This is a genomic window from Pseudomonas saliphila, assembly GCF_008638345.1.
Lineage (GTDB): Bacteria > Pseudomonadota > Gammaproteobacteria > Pseudomonadales > Pseudomonadaceae > Halopseudomonas > Halopseudomonas saliphila.
The window spans coordinates 44,901-61,128 of record NZ_VTVA01000014.1 but is presented as its reverse complement, the minus strand read 5'-3'; the positions used below and the strand labels follow the sequence as shown (position 1 = coordinate 61,128).

11 protein-coding genes are annotated in these 16,228 nt (G+C 57.8%); 5 read left to right on the top strand and 6 right to left on the bottom strand.

Annotated features, from left to right (window positions below; translation table 11 throughout):
* Window positions 1–96: 96 nt before the first annotated feature.
* Genes FHK95_RS14685 through FHK95_RS14670 form a run of 4 tightly spaced genes read right to left on the bottom strand, consistent with a single transcriptional unit; the run spans window position 97 to window position 7,705 of the window.
* Window positions 97–3,300, bottom strand: coding sequence for a type I restriction endonuclease subunit R (locus FHK95_RS14685; protein WP_150305383.1), 3,204 nt, complete (start codon window positions 3,298–3,300; stop codon window positions 97–99).
* On the bottom strand, window positions 3,301–4,704 hold the full coding sequence (locus FHK95_RS14680; RefSeq protein WP_150305382.1) for a restriction endonuclease subunit S: 1,404 nt from the start codon (window positions 4,702–4,704) through the stop codon (window positions 3,301–3,303).
* Window positions 4,701–5,723, bottom strand: a complete 1,023-nt coding sequence (locus FHK95_RS14675; protein ID WP_150305381.1) for a PDDEXK nuclease domain-containing protein — start codon at window positions 5,721–5,723, stop codon at window positions 4,701–4,703. The genes FHK95_RS14680 and FHK95_RS14675 overlap by 4 nt, the downstream gene beginning before the upstream one ends.
* The gene (locus FHK95_RS14670; protein ID WP_150305380.1) at window positions 5,720–7,705 is read right to left on the bottom strand and encodes a type I restriction-modification system subunit M; all 1,986 of its coding nucleotides are present in this window, start codon (window positions 7,703–7,705) and stop codon (window positions 5,720–5,722) included. Before FHK95_RS14670 ends, FHK95_RS14675 begins: the two co-directional genes overlap by 4 nt.
* A gap of 425 nt (window positions 7,706–8,130) precedes the next feature.
* Here FHK95_RS14670 and FHK95_RS14665 point away from each other — a divergent pair, with 425 nt between their 5' ends.
* The 4 genes from FHK95_RS14665 to FHK95_RS14650 all read left to right on the top strand — a co-directional run bounded on the left by FHK95_RS14665 (window position 8,131) and on the right by FHK95_RS14650 (window position 11,614).
* Window positions 8,131–9,279 (top strand): glycerate kinase, encoded by a 1,149-nt coding sequence (locus FHK95_RS14665; protein ID WP_150305379.1) that lies wholly within the window; start codon window positions 8,131–8,133, stop codon window positions 9,277–9,279.
* Between the two features lie 115 nt (window positions 9,280–9,394).
* Window positions 9,395–10,339: a DMT family transporter gene (locus FHK95_RS14660; protein WP_150305378.1), complete on the top strand. Its 945-nt coding sequence runs from the start codon at window positions 9,395–9,397 to the stop codon at window positions 10,337–10,339.
* A 63-nt stretch (window positions 10,340–10,402) separates the two neighbouring features.
* A complete protein-coding gene (locus FHK95_RS14655; protein WP_178114807.1) occupies window positions 10,403–10,600 on the top strand; it encodes a hypothetical protein in 198 nt (65 codons plus the stop codon).
* A 120-nt stretch (window positions 10,601–10,720) separates the two neighbouring features.
* Window positions 10,721–11,614 (top strand): DMT family transporter, encoded by an 894-nt coding sequence (locus FHK95_RS14650; protein WP_150305377.1) that lies wholly within the window; start codon window positions 10,721–10,723, stop codon window positions 11,612–11,614.
* A gap of 97 nt (window positions 11,615–11,711) precedes the next feature.
* On the opposite strand, the gene FHK95_RS14645 is transcribed toward FHK95_RS14650, so the two are convergent.
* Entirely contained in the window at window positions 11,712–13,733 is a 2,022-nt protein-coding gene (locus FHK95_RS14645) for a hypothetical protein (protein WP_150305376.1), read from the bottom strand.
* A gap of 59 nt (window positions 13,734–13,792) precedes the next feature.
* Entirely contained in the window at window positions 13,793–15,019 is a 1,227-nt protein-coding gene (locus FHK95_RS14640) for an ATP-grasp domain-containing protein (protein ID WP_150305375.1), read from the bottom strand.
* Window positions 15,020–15,375: 356 nt separating this feature from the next.
* Between FHK95_RS14640 and FHK95_RS14635 the strand changes: the two genes are divergently transcribed.
* A complete protein-coding gene (locus tag FHK95_RS14635; RefSeq protein ID WP_150305439.1) occupies window positions 15,376–16,227 on the top strand; it encodes an STAS domain-containing protein in 852 nt (283 codons plus the stop codon).
* Window position 16,228 lies beyond the last annotated feature (1 nt).

Here is a 16,228-nt window from a genome sequence, read left to right as displayed (position 1 = left end):
TCACCTGCGACCGGTCAACCGGCGCAGTTTAACATTGAAGCGCCCTAGCCGGGAAAGCGGGGCAGGCGGTGATCCAGAGCCTTACGCCCGTCATCACTACACCCGTTGCCCCCCAGCGCTTGCAGACAAGGTCTTGAGCATCTTCAACACCAGCAACGCAAACTTGCGGCCGCTGATCTCGTTGTCCAGCACGTCCAGTGACAGCTTTTCATGGTCGGTCATGGCGTCCAGCACGGTGTCCACGACGCGCTTGGGAAAGAGCCCGTGCATGACTTGCTCATTGCTGTGGTTGTCCAGCTGAGCCATGACGTCGTCCTGCCGACTTATGCGCTGGGCGATGCCGGTGAGGAACTGCAGCTGATCGTCATCGCTGACTTCGGCGCCGAACAGGTCGTTCAAGGCATCGATAATTTCTGACAGGCGCTTTTTCTCCGGGTCATGTGGCTTGCCCGAGCCTATCGCGGTGGCCGGGTCCAGGCCCCATTCGCCGTGTTCTTCATCCAGTCGCAGTTGATGCTCTGCCTGCTTTGCCAGGCGGTAATGCGTTAACTGGAGTTCACCTACGTCCACATCTTCACGCTCAAGCTGATCGACGCTCAGCAGCGGATACAGGCCGCGCGCGAATACGCATAGCGCTTCCAGATCACGGTCTTCGTAGGGGACGATTTGCGACAGGAATTCATACAGCCGCACGAAGCTCTGCAGGTTCTTGCGAAACAGCGTCAACTGGTCGAGCTGTTCACCCGCTGCCTTCAGGTCGTGCTCGGCTTTCTTCAGGCCATCACTGTCGCCGTTTGCCTCTGCGTTGCGCTTGTACGCCAGCGCGTCCTGACGCGCCTCCTGATTGAACTTGTAGCGCTTGGCGAAGCGGTCCTTGGCTAAGTAGCAGTGAAAAATCAACTTGGACGCGGCCGCCTTGGGGTTGAAGAAGGCCAGCGCGAAGGCTTCGACCTCGGCGCGGTAATAGATGCACTCGTCATCCAGTTTTTTCTGCAGATCGTAGAGAATCTGCGGATCGGTCACGTCGTTGAGTTCGGCCTTGGCGTAGTAGGGCAGAAAGGCTTCGAGGATGTCCTTCGCGTCGTTGAAGAAGTCCAGGATGAACGTCTGCTTGCTGTCGCCGAAGGTCCGGTTCAGGCGAGACAGGGTCTGCACGCAATCCACGCCCTGCAGTTTCTTGTCCACGTACATGGCGCAGAGCTTGGGTTGATCAAAGCCGGTCTGATACTTGTTGGCGGCGATCATTACGTTGAAGTCCTGGGTATCGAAGGCTTCAGCCAGGTCGCGGTTGTTCAGACCAGTGTTGAGCAGGCTACTGTTCTCCGTCACTTCCGTCGGGATCACCTCGTCGGGGAGCACGCTGCCGGAGAATGCCACCAAGGGGTGCACGTCCTTATAACCCTGCTGCGTGACGTAGGCCTTCATTGCCATTTGATACCGCACGGCTTCCTGGCGACTGCTGGTTACAACCATGGCCTTCGCCTGACCGCCAAGCAGGTGCGCAATGTTGGCGCGGAAATGCTCGACGATGACCTCGACCTTCTGGCTGATGTTGTAAGGATGCAGGCGCACCCAGCGCGCCAGTTTCATGCGGGCCTTCTTGCTGTCGACCTCTTCGTCATCGGCGTCGGGGTGGGCGATCTTCCAGGCGGTGCTGTAGGTGGTGTAGTTGCGCAGCACATCGAGAATGAATTTCTCCTCGATGGCCTGGCGCATGGAGTACAGGTGAAAGGGTTCTGGCTTGTTGTCCGCGCTGGGCGGCGATGTCGGATCGGGTGGCCGGCCGAACAGCTCCAGCGTCTTGGCCTTGGGCGTGGCGGTAAAAGCGTAGTAGCTGATGCGCTCATTCGGGCCGCGTGCCGCAACGGCCGCATCGAGCAGCTCCTCGGCGCTGAGCGATACCTCCTCGTCGTCAGTTTCCGGCGTATCGCTGCCGAGTATCTGCTTGAGCTTGCTGGCGGAGGAACCGGTCTGGGAGGAGTGCGCCTCGTCGGCGATCACCGCGTAACGCCCGGCGGCGAGCTTGGGGTGTTTGTCCAACGCAGCGAATAGTGCCGGAAAGGTTTGGATGGTGACAATGATGATGCGGGTTTGCTCTAGCAGTGCCTCGGCCAGTTGCTCGGATTTGCTCTTGTTGCCCGCATCGCGGGTAATTGGCTGCACCACGCCCTGGGCATGCTCGAACTGGTAGATAGTGTCCTGCAGCTGCTTATCGAGAACCGTGCGGTCGGTAATTACAATGACCGAATTGAACAGTTTGTTGCCCTGCGCATCATACATGGCGGCCAGTTGATGGGCCGTCCAGGCGATGGAATTCGACTTGCCCGAGCCGGCGCTGTGCTGGATCAGGTAACGCTGCCCCGGCCCTTCGATGTGGGTCGTCTCGATCAGTTTATTGACCACGTCCCACTGCTGAAAACGCGGGAAGATCAACGTTTCCTTGGTGACCGGCTTGCCATCGAAGCCCTCGCTGGTCTGCTTTTCCAGATGCAGAAAGCGGCCCAGCACCTTGAGCCAGGCGTCTGGCTGAAAGAGCCTGTTCCACAGATACCCCGTCGCGTACTGGCTCTCGTCCACCGGCATCGGATTGCCGGCGCCGCCTTCCTCGGTGCCCTGGTTGAAGGGCAGGAAGAAGGTGTCCTTGCCGACCAGCCTGGTGGTCATGGCCACCTCGCTCTGGCCCACGGCAAAGTGCACCAGCGCGCCGCGCTTGAAGGTCAGCAGCGGCTCAGGTTTGCGTGTTACCGGGTCCATCGGTGGGCGATCGTAGCGGTACTGGCGTTTGGCGTTTTCCACCGATTGCTTGAATTCGCTTTTCAGCTCCAGCGTTGCGACCGGGATGCCGTTGACGAACAGCACCAGATCCAGCCTGGGGTTGTAGCCTGTGGCCGAGCCTTTTTCGCTGGCGTGGGGCGAGTAGGACACTTCCGGCACAACCCGCAGGCGGTTGGCCTGATAGCGGGCGAGGGTATCGGGGTTCATGCCGTGATCCGGCTTGAAACTGCACAGGTCGATCTTGACCCCCGGCACCTTGAAGCCATGGCGCAGTACATCCAGCGTGCCGCTTTGCTCCAGCTCGCGTACCACCTTCTTGATCAGAACCGTCTCTGGGTCTTTGGGGTTGGACTTGCGGAACTTGTCCCAACGCTCCGGCCAGGCTTGTTTGAAGTAGCCAAGCAGATCCTCGGTGTAGAGTGCCGTGCGCCGGTCGTAGCCGTTGGCCGGGCCGGTAAGCCAGCCCTGGGCGGTCATTGCAGTGATGATGTCCTGCTGAAACTGAGCTTCCTTGCTGTCCGCCATTTATACGGCCTCTTCCAATTCTTGTACGGGGGCTTGCGAGCCGGCGGGTGGATGCCAGTCGCGTACGTCGATTTTGCCGGTGACGGCGGCGGAGATCAGGGCGGAGCGTCGTTCTCGAAGTAGTCCAACCGCAAACTCGCAATCGGATATTCCTTGATTGAATTTCGATGAATCTGCTTTGATTTCTAGCACTAACTCTTCCTGCGCATCGCGGGGAGGGACAATAATCACCAAATTCGCAATTATCTCGGAGTTTAGCCCTGACAGGATCGCCCCTCGCTTCACAAGGTTCAGCTGAGTAGAGATATAGTCTGACTCATGCAGAAGAAGTTCGAGATAGTCCGGATCCATCGTTTGATCCTGAACTCTGACGCGGATTGTGTCCGAATCAATAATTCCCGCTTGTGGTAGCAGCGAAACCCTTCGACAGTTGCCTAAGCTTCCTTTCCTCGTCAGGACGATATCCCCAACTTCAAGATGGTAATTTGAGAGCGAGATATACCGATGCTCTGGAATCCACCTATTTCCAGAAGAGAAATCACCTGAAATAGTGTTTTCCTGGCCGTAAACCTTGTACCCCGTATCAGAATCATCAAGTTCAACCAACATTCCGCCAAACGGCCCCATCTGGATACCTCCTGCATCCAATACAAGCTGTTTGAGTCGCTTGACTGCCCAATGCACCGGCACCTCACCCACCCACTCCATCCCTGAGTCTTTCATCGGTACGGTCGGGTCGAGGCCTTTGGTGACGACGTGGGAGATTATGGCCTGGCGCTTTTCCTTGAGCAGTTCGATCAGGCGCTGCTGCTCTGCGATCAGCGCGTCGATGCGGGCGGTTTCGTGGTTGAGAAAAGTAACAATCATTCTCTGTTCATCAATGCCTGGCATGGGGACGGTAGTGTCTGCAAGATATTCTTGCTCGATACTTTCGACCGTAGCACCTTGCTTTAACCAAACATGCAGAAGCTGTTTGTTAAACCCTTGAACCCAGCGCAGAAAGAAACTGTAAAGTGCCAGCTTAGGATTGAACCTCAGTGCTTTCATGTCTTGATTCAATGCTACTTCGATATTGTTCACTGCGACAGGAATCGTGTGTTTTAAGATGCCAGACCGCACAACAATAAGGATTCCGCCAGATGGTACGAGAGAGGTGGTGCTGTTTTGCAAACCCTCTGCAGTGATATTTTCTTCGGCGCCGACGATTACTTCGACCTTCATGTCTTTTGGGGATACCCATGGAATATCGCCGTTCCAATAGGCCAGGCTTTCTCTGCTTGGTGTGCCGCCTCCCGAAAATCGAGCGATATATTTAAGCTTATGCAACGACCAATGCTCCGGCACTGCTCCCAACCACTCCACCCTCGAATCCTTATACGCCGGGTACGGCTTGAACCCGCTCATTGCTCATCTCCCCCTGCAGTATTCAACGCATAAAATTCATGCAATTTGGCCTGCAGCAGTGCCTTGTCTGGCAGCTGGGTCTGGTATTCGGCAATCAATGCGGGTGACAGGCTGCGGTTGAGGGCGTACTCGACCACTTCATCGTCCTTGCTGGCGCAGAGCAGCACGCCGATGGCGGGGTTTTCGTGGGGTTTACGGCTATCGCGATCCAACGCTTCCAGGTAGAAGTCGAGCTTGCCCAGATATTCCGGCTCGAAGCGGCCGACCTTGAGCTCGATGGCCACCAGACAATTGAGGCCGCGGTGGAAGAACAGCAGGTCCAAGGCAAAATCGCGCCCGCCCACTTGCAGCGGATATTCAGAGCCAACAAAACAAAAATCGCGGCCCAGCTCGATCAGGAAATCCCTGAGGCGTGTCAGCAGGCCCAGGTGGAGATCGGCCTCGGCATGGCTGTCCGGCAGGTGAAGAAATTCCACCATATAGGCGTCGCGGAATACCTCCAGCGCGGCAGGGTGAGTTTGTCTCAGCGCTGCTGAGACTTTGGTCGGCCGGGTAACGCTGCGTTCGAACAGAGCGGCCTTGAACTGGCGTTCCAGCTCGCGGCTTGACCACTTTTCCTGAATTGCCATGCGCAGATAGAACTCGCGCTCTTCCGGGCGTTTGCTCTGACTGAGAATGGCTAGATTGTGGGTCCAGGGTAATTGTGTCAGCAGTGCTGACACTTTCTCTTCACTTCGATAGGTTTCGTAAAACTGGCGCATGCGGAACAGATTACGTCGGGTAAAGCCTTTCAACCCTGGCTGGGTGCGGGCCAGGTACCCCGCCAGTTCGCTGACCACTGCATCACCCCATTCAGCCTGTTCCAGTTTGCGGCTGATATAGGCACCGACCTGCCAATAAAGCTCGATCAGCTGTGTATTTACTGCCTGCACAGCACACTGACGGGCACCCTGGATCAGAGCCAATACCTCCCCGAATTGCTCCTCGGTCGACTTGCCTGTTGGGGTTGGCGCGCTCATGCCGACAACCCCTCGATCATCTGCTTGATGCGGTCGGTGCAGGCTTTCAGGTCGCGGTCAATTTCGTCCAGCGGGCGCGGTGGCTTGAAGACATAGAAGTGCCGGTTGAAGGGAATCTCGAAGCCGACAATGCCGACCTCACCATCCTGTGCATCGGTCTTGCTCTCGTCGATCCAGGCATCCGGGACGTGGGGTTTTACTTCACGCTCGAAGTAGTCATATATCGATTCGCCCAGCGGCACGTTCTCATTGTCGCGCAGGCCGGTGTCGGCCTCGGGCTTGCCCTTGGCCATGCAGATGTCGGCCTCGGGATCGCGCTCACTCAAGGCATTGAGCAGCGCCTTGAGCTCGGCTGCGGAGGAGAATACGTCGTGATTGTTCAGGGTCTTCTTCAGAAGCTTGCTGAACTGCTCCCGGTTGCGGTGCAGTACGCTGGCATCCATGGCCTGTAAGGCGCCGACCAGACGTTCCTGGGCGGCGGGTTCGAGCTTCTGAATGGGCTTTTCCTGCAGTACCTTTTCGATGCGCTCGGCACTGGTCTGGAAGTTCAGGCGCAACGGGCGCTCGACGGTGATACGGCGGTAGCCGAAGGTGTCGATGGGGAAGATCTTGCTCTGCGGCGTTTGCTCGAAGCGGCCATATAGGCGCACCAGCTCGTCGATCTGCTCTTCCGTGATGTACTGGCGCTTGCTGCCAAGGGATTTGCGCATCTTGGCAGAATGTTGGCTGCCGTCGATCAACTGCACCTTGCCCTTGCGCGCGTCGACCTTGTGGTTGGAAAGAATCCACACATAGGTGGCGATGCCGGTGTTGTAGAACATGTCCGTCGGCAGGGCGATGATGGCTTCAACCAGATCATTCTGCAGCAGGTAGCGACGAATCTCCGACTCGCCAGATCCGGCACCGCCAGTGAACAGCGGCGATCCGTTGAGAATGATGCCAATGCGTGAGCCTCCGTCGCGTGGCTCGCGCATCTTGCTAACCAGGTGCAGCAGAAACAGCAGCGAGCCATCGGACACTCTCGGCAGGCCCGGGCCGAAGCGGCCGTTAAAGCCTTTCTGGCTGTATTCGTCGGTGATCTGCTTCTGCACCTTCTTCCACTCGACGCCAAAGGGCGGATTGCTGAGCATGAAGTCGAAGTGGTTTTCCCGGCCAGTCAGTTGATCATCCGACAGGGTGTTGCCGAGCTTGATGTTGCCGACCGTCTGGCCCTTGATCAGCATGTCTGCCTTGCAGATGGCGTAGGACTCGGGGTTCAGCTCCTGGCCGAAGACCGAGACCGTTACCTTGTCGCTGATGGACTGAATGTATTCGTCGCCCTCGGACAGGAAACCGCCCGTGCCAGCAGTCGGGTCATAGATGGTCAAGATGCTGTTGGGTTTGAGCTTGTCGTCCTGCCCGGTAATCACCAGCGAGGTGGTGAGGTGGACGATGTCGCGGGGGGTGAAGTGTTCTCCGGCGGTTTCATTCGAGCTTTCGGCGAACTTGCGGATCAGTTCTTCGAAGATGATCCCCATGCCGAAGTTGCTGATGCGCGAAGGGCTCAGATCAGTGGCCGCAAAGCGCTGCACGACCTGATACAGCAGGTCAGCCGAAGCCAGCTGCTGAACGTAGTCCTCAAAGTGAAAGTGCTCGAAGATTTCCCGCGCATCCTTGCTGAAAGATTGCACATAGCTCATCAGGTCATCGGCCGTCTGAGTGTCAGACAGGGTGCCAAGGGACAGGGGAGAGGCATTGAAGAACTGCAACCCACCGGCGGCGCGCAGCAGCATCTGTTCGCGCACCAGATCAGGGCGCCCAACCTGAGCCTTGGCTTCCGCCAGAACTGCTTGTTTGGTTGGCTCCAATACACATTCCATGCGCCGCAACAGGGTAAAGGGCAGGATGATTCTGCCGTACTGTGACTGCTTGAAGTCGCCCCGCAGCAGGTCCGCAACGGACCAGAGGAAGGCGGCGGTTTGCGAATGATTTTCCGTATTCAAGCGACTGCTCCTGATGTTTGCAGCAAAAGCCAGAGTCTACCCCAGCTTGCGAAGAGGGTCAGTCCGATCTGGGTGTTAACTGGGTTTATCGGGTGGTCTAACGAACGCTGAGTTAAGACATTCCGCTGCGTCAGACCTAAGTTGCGGTAATCTTCTCGTTACTCAAGGACTGACGTACGCCGTTCGGTTCGGGCAATTCGGCACGGCGGTACCTAGGTCGGAACAAAAGATCATCTATTTGGAGGCGACCATTCGACTGGTCAGCCGGGGGCTGTTCCTGCTGCTTCTGATGTGGCGTTGCGATAACGTTCATGCCCCCCAGATTGAGGCCTGGTCGGGCGCGCTGAGGAATCAGGTCGCGTTGGGTCCTGGCCAGATGAGTGCGGTTTTAGCGTGCTCGCTATTCTCCGAGGTATCGAAGCATCATGAAAATTATCATCGCCCCTGATTCATTCAAGGACAGCCTGAGCGCGCCCGACGTCGCCAAAGCTATTGAGCTAGGTTTTAGAGACGTTTTCCCTGATGCAGAGTTAATCAAATGCCCGATGGCTGACGGCGGTGAAGGGACTATCGAGGCCATTCTGTCTGCCGTGTCCGGGGAGCTGCGTACTGCGCAGGTAACCGGCCCGCTGGGCGGCAAGGTCGAGGCCCGCTGGGCCTGGTTGCCGGCGTCCCGTACGGCCGTCATTGAAATGGCCGAGGCGAGTGGGCTGCAGCTGGTACCTGTCGATCTGCGCGATGCGCGCATCAGCACGTCGAGAGGTACAGGTGAGCTGATCCTCGCGGCGCTGGATGCCGGTGCGCGCTCAATCATGCTGGCTGTGGGCGGCAGTGCGACCAACGATGCGGGCGCTGGCATGCTGGAAGCGCTCGGCGTGCGGTTTCTTGACTCGCAGCAGCGCCCGTTGCCGCCCGGGGGGCTTGCGTTAGCGGCGCTGGCATCGATCAATCTCGATGGCATGGACCCGCGTTTAAGTACAGTGCATTTCGAGCTGGCGGCTGATGTCGACAACCCTTTATGTGGCCCCCACGGCGCATCCTTTACCTTTGGCCGGCAGAAGGGCGCCACGGCGCAGCAGACGGTAGCGCTGGACGAGGCGTTAAGTCGGTTTGCCGATTGTTGCAACGCAACGCTTGGTGAATGTCATCGTGGCCTGGCAGGCAGTGGCGCTGCCGGCGGCCTCGGATTCGCGGCTCGCGCATTCCTGCATGCCACATTTCGTCCCGGGGTCGAGATGGTGGCAGAAGTAACCCAGTTAGCGTCCCATATGAAAAGTGCGGATCTGGTGATCACAGGGGAGGGCCGTTTCGACGCGCAAACCCTGCGAGGCAAGACGCCACTTGGCGTAGCGCGCTTGGCCCGTCAGGCAAATGTGCCGGTGATAGTGCTGGCCGGAACACTAGGAAACGACTATGCGGAGCTGTACGCACAGGGTATTGATGCGGCCTTTGCGATCACGCCAGGCCCCATGACGCTGGCGGAGGCGTGCAGTCAGGCGCCGGAGTTGTTGCGCGAGCGGGCGCGGGATGTGGCGCGGCTGTTGAGGCTGGCCGGCCGGCTCAAGGCGGAGTAGGGCGTCCTCAACGCTGAGCACCTGATGCTTGCGACGCTCAGTTAAATATCAGTTCTCTCGCTATCCGGCAAACCTTAGACTCTTTGCAGGTTTTACGAGGTTCCCAGAGGGCGATATGGCAGGAAAAACAGTTAACAGCGCTATTGCGTTGTTGGTCATCGGCAATGCCCTGGCACTGATCTCCGATGTGTTCATCAAGTTTCTCGAGGCGGGCGCACCCGTATTTCAATATGCGTTCTTGCGCTGCGTGATTACGCTATTGGTGCTGTTGCCATTCTGGCGCCACATCGATACCAGCAAAGCGTTTGAAGGAGCGCGGCTGCATTTCATCCGAGCGCATGTGCACCTGGTCGGTATCATTTGCATGGTGTATGCGCTCATCGCTTTGCCACTGGCTACTGCTAATGCGGTGTTTTATGTCGCGCCGATCCTGGTGATGGTTTTGTCGGTGCTCTTCTTTGGCGAGCGTTTGACCAAGCTCAGCCTTGCTGCCGTTATCTTTGGGTTCGCCGGCATCCTGGTGATATTGCGCCCTGTCGACTTCAGTTGGGCGGCATTAGGCGCTCTGGGATCGGCTGCTGCGCTGGCGATTAACGCAGTGCTGGTTCGCAAGTTGCCCCGCGAGCAGTCCACGGCGCACAAGCTCTTTCTCAACTACTTGATGATCATTCCGCTATGCCTGGCCCTGGCGCTGTGGGAAGGCGCTGCATGGAGCAATGCGGTATTCGTCAGCGCGGTGGGATCTTCAATATTCATCCTTGCCTATAACGTGTGCGTCCTGATGGCTTACAAACATGTGGATGCCAATCAGGTCACCAGCGCGGAGTACACCGGGCTGATCTGGGCGGTGATCATTGGCTGGGTATTCTTCGCTGAAGTACCAGATATGTGGTTCCTGGCCGGCAGCGCGATGATCGTGGTGCCGCTTTTGATGATCGGTTTGCAACAGCGGCGTATTCATCTTCGCGCTACCAATCACGAGCTGGCTGATACGCGCTATCACGCAGGGTCTGCCGAAGGGGGAGCGAGCGAAAGGTGTAACTCGAGCGATCGTGTGTGAAGTGATGCGCGTCCGCACATCCCGGTCCCACTGGCCGAGGCGTGCATTCAGGCGCCACAGCTATTGCCAAGCAGAAACGACGAGCTCCGCGCACAGATGATTTCCGAACTGCGTGCGCTGTCCGTCAGCAAAGCACTGCGCGAACGGGGCACTGTAGTGCTGGGGCATACCGGATATGGGCATTACATGCCTGTCGGCTCAACGGGCGGGGCAACCGGAGCGCAGCGCAATGGGCGGGTCGAGGTATGGGTTCGGCGGTGAGCGGGATGAATGCTTGGAGACGTACGCGAGCGTTGCGGTATGCCTCTCTTTGCTCGAAGATTGATGGCAATTCGGCACGCTAGTGCATAGGCCGATTTCTATCTGGAGCACTACATCGCAATGAGAAATGGAACCAGCCTGTTGGCTCGATGTAATAGGAAGCACTGGGTCTGGCCTGCGATGTTCAGTGTTGTGGCGTTCGCCGCGAACTCGATTTTTTGCCGATTGGCGCTGATGAACGGGGACGTTGACCCCGGTACCTTTACGACTATCCGACTGGTCAGCGGGGGACTGTTCCTGCTGCTGTTGATCAAGCTGCGCAGGCCTGCGCGACCGCTCGGGGGGAGCTGGAAAGGCGGCATATCGCTGTTCGTATACGCCTACCTGTTTTCCATTGCCTACATTCAGCTGGGAGCAGGTGTCGGCGCGCTGATTCTGTTCGGGTCTGTGCAGATCGCGATGTTTGCATTTGCCTGGGTACAGGGTGAGCGCTTTCAGGCCCAGGTGCTGCTGGGCATGCTGATGGCTTTCGCCGGCCTGGTCGCTTTATTGCTGCCCGGTGCGCAAGCCCCGCCATTGGTCAGTGCCCTGGTGATGATTGTTTCTGGCGTCGCGTGGGGTGCCTACTCACTGATTGGCAGAGGTTCTGTCAATCCGCTGGCAGATACCGCCGGTAATTTCATCCGCAGCTGGCCGCTGGTACTTTTCATGGGCCTGATTCTAAGTGTCGTTGGGCAGCTATATACTAGCTTGGAGGGTTCGTTATACGCCCTGGGGTCGGGCGTGCTGGCCTCGGGCGCAGGCTATGCCGTCTGGTATGGCGTAGTGAAGCAGATCAGCGCTCAGCAGGCGGCAACGCTCCAGCTCAGCGTGCCCATTCTTGCCGCGCTCGGCGGCGTTTTGCTGCTGAGCGAGCCCATGTCCATGCGGCTCATCATCACATCCGGGGTGGTGCTGAGTGGCGTTGCGATAGCGCTCATGGCCCCCCGATTGAGGCCTGATCGGGCGCGCTGATAAGCGTGTAGGTTATCGTTCCCTGACCTGGGCATGTTCGCCGCGAGGGAGCGGCGTTTTCCTGGGTGCCGGTAGAGTCAGGGGCGCCGGGCACCAATCATTCAGCGATAGGAGGCTCCAGGGGGCCATCTGGCATGCGTCCGGCGCCCCAGCTGCGCTGGATATAGCCGATGACTTCATCCAGCTCCTTGCGGGTGACCGATGCGGGTTCGCCGTGCTCGAGCGGGTCGTAGTGAAAAATGTACAGCCTGGACAGAAACTGTGCGAAGGGCAGTGACGCTTCTCCGAAACGTTCACCCTGGCCTGCAGTACTGACTTCCACACCGTCGCCCCAGTTCTGCCCACTGTCATTGTTCGGGTTGTAGAAATACAGACGCATCTCGTCGGTCTGATCCAGACTGACCCGCAAGATAGTGATTGCGTGCCAGCCGATGAAGCGCGCAGCGCTGTCGGTAACAGCGATGCCCGCCGGTTGAGGATGGATCAGCGGCTGATTGCCATTGTGATAAGGGTGATAAGCCGCATAGAAATGCCGGATAAAGTCATCCAGATCAACGAGATTGCCCGTCGGGACATCAACATTCAAGCGGAAGCCGCGACCCGCCCACCAGCCATGGAACTCGGGATTGACCCAGCGATGGGGGTCGCCCTCCCGGCCAATACAGCGCCGGCCCATTTCGGCGTAAATACGGTCCAGATGCGGCACTACCAGCAGTGAAACCGCATCCAGGTCGATTGGCAACGTGGTCGCCACGCCGCTCAGGCTCTCCTGTGACGAAATTGGCTGGCCTTCGAAGTGCATGATGATCTCGTCATCGCGTGCCGCCCAGGTCACCATTTGCAGGAGGTAATCGGGGTCGTTGTAGGCCCACATCGACAGTGCCCGTGCAGACTGGCAGGTGGGGTTGTTGCCCTGACCTACGCCGAGTGGCTGGCCCAGCATGCACAGGACGCCCTCCAGCAAAAGTGCCTCAGCAGGTACGGCGGTGCCGAACGCCATGGCCAGCCGCTCCCGCGACCAGTCCGATAGCGGTAAACCCAGTTGCCGCCACATGGCGGGGGCCACCGGCAATTGAAACAGAATGCCGCGCTCGAGCATCAAGGCCAGGCCGTAGATCGCCTGCGGGGTGCCTGGATGTACACCCTTGTCGATCAGTGCCAGGACCAGCTCGCGATAACACAGCAAACAGTCTCTACCGGTTGCCGATAACCCCATGGCTTCGGCCAGCAGGTGCTCCGCCTGGTTGTACAGATGGCGCATCAAAACGGCGTGATAAGCCGAGGCCAGGCCGGTGTCGTGCATGGCCCGGGCAAAACCGGTCGCTTCGCTTTGCAGTGCGGCGTGATCCATGTAATCGAGACGCTCCTGGTATATTTCAATACCCGGGTCTTCTCGACATGCATGCGTAGGACCGAACAGACTGCTGACCAGACGGTCGGCGCCTTGGCCGCTGTTCCCCAGATCAATGTCGGGATTGGCCTGGCACAGTGCAATCTGGGTAATCATCCGTTTGACCGGATCAACCTGGATGGGCCGTTGTTGCAGGATGCGCCAGATCTCACCAATCAACTGGTCGATAACGTGCTGGTAGCCAATAGATTCGGCCAGGTGCTGCAGCAGGTTACGTGGCAACTCGGCGAGACTACCCTGGGTTTCACGCTCGGCTTCACTCAAGGGAGAGAACAGCAGGGCAAGGTTGCTTGCCAGTACCTGCGTCAGGAAGTGGTGTGCATGTTCGGCAGACACGACCGGATGAACGAAGTCACCGCGCGCCACCGCCAGCAGCCTGAGCTCGCTGAGCGCTTCAATCACCAGGGTATGGGGGTCGGCGCTCGAGAGCGTCAGGGGGGTGAGGGCCGGCACCAGTGTCTCCGGGCTGGCCCAGTCAGACCCGGCAAAAATCCCTGCGGACTCCAGCATGGCCGCGCGCGATTCAAGCTGCGCACAGCCACCCGGCACCATCATTACCCGCCGCGCGGTATCGAACACCCGGCCCAGTTTGCCTGGTTTGGCAAATTCCGGGGCGCGGTCCAGCAGCTCAATGGCTTCGTCAAACCGGGACAACAACAACGTAAGCTTGCCGTCATCTGGCGGATTTTGCGTATTCTGCTCAACCACGCACACACTCCCTACTCATTCTCATTGCCGCCCATGATAGGGACCGGATGCGCTGAGCGCTATACGTAGAAGTCCAGCTCTTCCTGACGCGCGAGCAACTTGTGCATCTCTTCGGCGTTGTCACCCTTGAAATAAATCAGGCCCCAATGCGTCCCAAATGCGGTGCGCTTGGTTACCATCTCCTCAAGCGGTGTGGTTAGCTCGTGGGACTCGAAATAGGGGTGGTCCTCGGTTTCAGCCGGAATCTCGAGCTTGCTGACCACGCGACGGCGCGGATACACACCGAAGCAACCCGCGTAACCATCAGCATCTTCGATTTCCTTGGGAAAGTAGGCTTCAACTTCCTCTTCGGTGGATTTCGGATCGAATACCAGCATGCTGGCGTGGTAGGCATTGAAACCCTTATAAACGCGCTCAAGGAGCTCGAATACCTTGAAGCCTGGTGGACGGTAGGCCACTTCACCAAAATACATCTCGCCATCGCTGGTCACGAAATACTCGGGGTGAATCATCCCGAACTCGATGTCGAAGGTCTTGATCAACTTCTCGATCTGCTTGACGATCTGCGGACGATATTCCTCAAGCTTGGGTGACGCAGGAACGTGTACCGAATAGCCCAGACGTACATACTCGGAAATATTCAGGAAGCGTATCTTGCCATTGTGAACCCAGGCCTCGACCGCGAATTCCCAGCCATCCAGGTGAGACTCCATCAAGGATGGAAACTCCTCGTCGGGGATTGCATCCACGTCATCCGGTGTGCGGATGACCCGGTGACCGAGGCAACCTGCCTTGTCGAAAGCCTTGACGTGAATCGGGTCGTTCGGATCACCATCGAGCTTGAGCAGTGTCTGGTTGACGCGCTTGAGAAAGCGGATCACATCGCTGCGATCGTGGGCTTCCTCGAAAATGCCAACGCGAATGCCACCGAGCTGCGCACGGCGCTTCATCAGGGACTTGTCACGCATCAGCATCGACTGGCCGAACAGGCGGGGGTTGTCCAACAGAACAGAGTTGATAGCTCCGGCCCATTCCACGGTTTCTTCGAACAATGGGATGGATACGTCAACGCCCATATCTTTAAGTGTCTCAGCTATCTCCATTGAACGGTCATTGAGCCGCTCGAAGTTCCAGGCCACATAGGGGATGTCGTGTTCCTTGCAGTAATCCTCAGCCCATTCGGGCGCGACCACTACATAGCGACGATCAAAGGTGGCTGCGGCTTCAACGGCGTTGGGTGCCCAGCCGAGCAGCGCAATAAAACCCTTGGTTGGATCCTTCTTCATATGCGGTCCCCTTTGCGAGCGGGAGCCTGTCCCGCTCAATATATAATTTAGATGTGTAATTACTATACAGATAGAAGAGGTCTCATATAACCCGTCGTATATATAATCCAAGACTGCGAATCCCGCAAATCGTTATAAAATGATTCGAGAGCGAAATATAATCGTCATGTCGGTGAGACCTTGTTGGTGGGCAGCCGGCAGGAGGCGCTGGCTGTTCGCGCTGTCCCTAAACCGGGACGGCCTGTTCCAGCGCGCGTGCGGTGAGGGCGTTTCATTCGCTGATGCCATGAAAATCGTAAAAAATTCTTCGAAACAGGTACCATCTGATGAACTTCTTCCCAGACGAGACCGGACGAATGTCACAATTTGACCAAAGCATCACCGACGCGCTTATTGAGCAACAATCCTCTATTCAAGCGGCATGGCTTGCGACCCTGGAAGAGAGCGGAGCTGTCAGGGGTGTACGAGCGGATGAGCTCAAGAAGCAAACCGCAGACTTCCTGAAGCTGTTCAGCGAAGGTGTTGTCGAGTCGGGCGGCGATTACTGGGGTGCGAATGGCTGGGCCGGGACGCGCGAGTTTCTGGAAGCCTTGTCCCATAGCCGGGCTTTACAGGGTCTTGATGCTCAGCAAACCGCCACGTTCGTATTTTCTCTGAAGCGTCCGCTGTTCGACCTGCTACAACGCGAAACATCTGTGCCACCTGCTAGTTTGGTTACCCAGATCACGCTGGTATCCGAGCTGCTGGATATGATGGGCCTGCACACCGTTCGTACCTTCCAGAAAGCCCGAGAGTCCGTTATCAAGCGCCAGCAGGAAGAGCTGCTGGAGCTGTCCACGCCGGTGGTGAAACTGTGGGATGGTGTGCTGGCGCTGCCGATGATCGGCACGCTGGATTCGCAGCGCACTCAGGTGGTGATGGAGTCGCTGTTGCAGCGCATCGTCGATACCGGTTCTGACATTGCCATTATCGATATCACTGGCGTGCCGACGGTCGATACGCTGGTTGCCCAGCACCTGCTGAAAACCGTGACGGCCATCCGCCTGATGGGCGCTGATTGCATCATCAGTGGCGTACGCCCGCAAATCGCTCAGACCATAGTACATCTTGGGCTCGATCTCGAAGGCATCGTCACCAAGGCCAACCTGGCCGATGCCTTTGCTCTTGCCCTGCGCCGTTCAGGCCTGACCGTTACCAAAGCGAGCTGAT